Origin of the sequence: Brevibacillus panacihumi (assembly GCF_003710985.1) — a bacterium.
In the GTDB taxonomy this organism is placed as follows: domain Bacteria; phylum Bacillota; class Bacilli; order Brevibacillales; family Brevibacillaceae; genus Brevibacillus; species Brevibacillus panacihumi.
In genome coordinates this window covers 1-3,295 of sequence record NZ_RHHT01000082.1, presented here as the reverse complement: position 1 = coordinate 3,295, position 3,295 = coordinate 1, and the positions used below count along the sequence as shown (strand labels likewise).

Below are 3,295 nucleotides of genomic sequence, written 5' to 3'. Positions count from 1 at the left end.
CCCATGCCGTCTGGCAACTTGGCTTGCATTTCCTGCATCTTGGGCTTCTTGAACCAGCTGTTGTTTAAACTCGATTGGATAGCGTTTTCGTTGCATAAAAAATCCCCCTCTGTTCTTCTGATACCAGCTTAACAAGATAAGGGGGGTAGACTCAAATCCAATTTTGGGGCTTAAGAGAAAATATCAGAGCAGCGAAAGCCACGATTTCAGGTGGGACAGTGACGTGGGGAAGTGCCATACAGGTAACTACTGCAAATACTGAAACAGAAATTAAAAACCCTTCCGTAGTAATTAAAGGAACAGCGCCGTATATTTTTTGGCAAGACAATACAGGTAGAATCGTTTGTGTCACGAACGCTTTTATTACTAAAGCTGTGTACCCAAATTCATTAGATGCTAACTGGGGAAGCAGTGAAGTGTATTACAGCGGGAGCAGCAATTATCTACAATCCAACCCCTGCGCCGTAGTAGACGGTAACGGCGAGATACATGTAGTTTGGCATGGTAGAGATGATGCGAATGGAAATTACAGTAACATCCGATATTCAAAATCAACGGATGGAGGAGCTACATGGCAATTAATGAGAAGACTAACAAGTAGTAGTGCCTACCAGCAAACGAACCCCACAATCTCTATAGATAGAATAAACAGGGTGTATGTTTTTTGGACAGGAAGAAGTATAGAATTCAATGACAATGGCTATACACAAATCAGGAGAAGGATATTTGACGGGCAATTATGGTTAGACCCGGAAAACTTGACGAATAATAAGAGTGGAAATGCTGAACATGTAACTGTTATAGAACGAGAGGTAGATGGCGTAATCAGATGGATTTACAGAGATTTGCAAGCCTCTTCTGTAAAATTTGACTCATTCACACTCAACCAACCGCCAACACTAAAACTTACGTCGCCAATCGAGAATATACTCGGATCAGATGGTAACTGTGAGGATATGATTAAGTGGTCAGTGTATAGCACAGATGTCGTCAAGTTGAGTAATACGGTGAAAAGATACGGGTCCTCTAGCTTTATGTATACAAACTCCAGCACTAATGGACACAGGTATAAAGATAACATATTGCTAGACGCTACCAAATACTACCTAGCTGCGGTTGACGTTTTCGTCGAAAGCTATACTAGCGGGTCGTACCGACTGTACGTTGCAGATTCTGGTGGTTATAACAACTCAATAAGCGCAAATACGGACACATCAAAAATCGGAGTTTGGCAAACCGTTTACCTCAAGTTTACCGGAAAATCAAAAGCACGAGTGAGTCTTGGTAATGGCTCCATTACTACTGGCATCGCGTATATGGATGGAGTTAGGATCTATGAAATAGACAAAGCCACATACGACAAAATCGATGTCGATCCTAATTACACTGGTGACAAGCTAGCGCAAAAGTTTCCGTACACCGACCCTACCATTAGTCGGACATTATCGGAAGGGACAACGTTATCAATTGAGGGCACAGCAACAGAAGCAGACCCCGGCAACGTCCTCACCGCCAAATACAAAATCAACAATGGCACACCGCAGGCGCTGCAATCCGGGGTATCAGACGGAAGCACGCCTCTTTCTTTTGCCAAGACGCTGACCTTCCGCAACAAGCGGTTACGCGACGGCACCACAGATGTGACGGGGGCAGACCTGGCGGAGAACGTCGACCACACACTAACCGTATGGGCCGAGGACGACCAGGGAGGAAAAAGCACGGAGGTCGTCCGTAAATTCCGCGTCATTCACAACCGCGCTCCGATCATCTCGGATCAAGATCGCAACCTGGGTACGATCAAAATCACACCGAGCATCACCTACACGGTTGCTGACCCAGAGGAAAATCCATTTACCATCACAGAAAAAATCAACGGCAGCACGATTCGGTCATACTCCGGTGTGCCCAACCGTCAAGAAACGCTGACCATCCCAGCAAACAAATGGCTGATGCTCGAGCCGGGTGTCTCGCATACTTTGACCATCAGCGCAGCAGACGAACAAGGCAAGTCGTCCAGCCGAACCTTCACCTTTACTCGCCAAGTAAATGAAATCATGTTCGAGGGATTGCAGGTCCCGATGGAAACCGACATCGCAGCGGAGCGGATTTTGCTCACTCCCGACTGGCAGATCCCATTGGGCGCCGAGGTGCGAGTTGAGGTATGCAACAACGGCTTCGACGCCGAGCCTACGTGGGAGGATTGCACGATTCCTGCCAAGATGGGCCGTGGCTACGCGTTTCTCAATACGGTCAAGACGGCAGAGAAGTGGGGCGTGAATTTCCGCGTGCGGATTCAAAAGGGGACGGCAACAAGCGAGGCCAGTCTTTCAGGAATAGGGGGAGCGTATGATGTCCATCCATCGCTATAATGAAAAACCGCTGTCACAGGTCAAGCAGGAAAAAGAAGCGAGGGAAAAGCCGTTGCAGACGCTGGAAGCGGAGTTGGCCGCTTTGAAAGAAACAAACCTTGAGCGGGAAACACTGATGCAGACGCTTGGGCAAGAGCTGGCATTGGTCAAGCTTGAGCTGATCGAGCGAAAAGGAGGCTCGGGAGCATGACATTCTGGAAAATCGCCTACTCGTACAAATGGGTGACGTTGGACCAGCTGCGCCAGGTCGTCCAAACAGATGCTCGTCCGCACGGAGAAATTACACCCGAAGAATTTACAGCTATTACAGGACAAGTTTTTCATTCGTAAGGTTAGATTTCCCTTAGACGGGAGATACTAACGGGGTAAGTCAAACATCATTTCATGTATGTGCTACATGCTAGGAGGCAATCAATGGAACACGGAAGAGTAAAGTGGTTTAACGCAGAAAAAGGTTTTGGGTTCATCGAGCGTGAAGGGGCAGAGGATGTATTTGTACACTTCTCCGCCATCCAAGAAGAGGGGTACAAGACATTGGAGGAAGGGCAAGAGGTAACTTTTGACGTTGAAAATGGCCAACGCGGGCCGCAAGCAACCAACGTCCGCAAGGCATAAGAACATTATAAGCAAGCACAAAAAAGCCCTTGCCACATGGCAGGGCTTTTTCAACGTGTAGGAAGTTACCACAAAAGGTAAAAGGGGAACAGGAAAAGATGGTTGAGGAAAAAGGGAAAACCAGCGGAAGGTTTTTGGGATCTTGACCAAGCTGGAGCGGAAAAGGCGGAACACGCCATCAGCGGCCAACCCTGATTCACTTCCTTGAGATGGCTGCTTTTGGCCGCGGTTCCGCCTTTGGAGTGGAAGCGGCCAGGCCGACCCACAGCGAAGTTCCCAACCCACCTGGAGCGTTTTCCCTTTTTCGTATT

4 protein-coding genes are annotated in these 3,295 nt (G+C 48.0%); all 4 read left to right on the top strand.

The annotated features are described in order from the left end of the window. Positions 1–1,274: 1,274 nt before the first annotated feature. The 4 genes from EDM58_RS26075 to EDM58_RS24780 all read left to right on the top strand — a co-directional run bounded on the left by EDM58_RS26075 (position 1,275) and on the right by EDM58_RS24780 (position 2,984). Entirely contained in the window at positions 1,275–2,369 is a 1,095-nt protein-coding gene (locus EDM58_RS26075) for a hypothetical protein (protein WP_221175439.1), read from the top strand. Next, positions 2,347–2,559: a hypothetical protein gene (locus tag EDM58_RS24790; RefSeq protein WP_246001044.1), complete on the top strand. Its 213-nt coding sequence runs from the start codon at positions 2,347–2,349 to the stop codon at positions 2,557–2,559. Before EDM58_RS26075 ends, EDM58_RS24790 begins: the two co-directional genes overlap by 23 nt. Further along, on the top strand, positions 2,556–2,699 hold the full coding sequence (locus tag EDM58_RS24785; RefSeq protein WP_122915713.1) for an XkdX family protein: 144 nt from the start codon (positions 2,556–2,558) through the stop codon (positions 2,697–2,699). Before EDM58_RS24790 ends, EDM58_RS24785 begins: the two co-directional genes overlap by 4 nt. 84 nt (positions 2,700–2,783) lie before the next feature. Next, complete coding sequence (locus tag EDM58_RS24780; RefSeq protein WP_122915712.1) at positions 2,784–2,984, top strand: cold-shock protein; 201 nt, start codon at positions 2,784–2,786, stop codon at positions 2,982–2,984. Positions 2,985–3,295 lie beyond the last annotated feature (311 nt).

Excerpts from the sequence above, each read along its gene's own strand:
- EDM58_RS24790 (WP_246001044.1), top strand. The coding sequence starts at position 2,347 with ATGATGTCCATCCATCGCTATAATGAAAAACCGCTGTCACAGGTCAAG.
- EDM58_RS24785 (WP_122915713.1), top strand. The coding sequence starts at position 2,556 with ATGACATTCTGGAAAATCGCCTACTCGTACAAATGGGTGACGTTGGAC.
- EDM58_RS24780 (WP_122915712.1), top strand. The coding sequence starts at position 2,784 with ATGGAACACGGAAGAGTAAAGTGGTTTAACGCAGAAAAAGGTTTTGGG.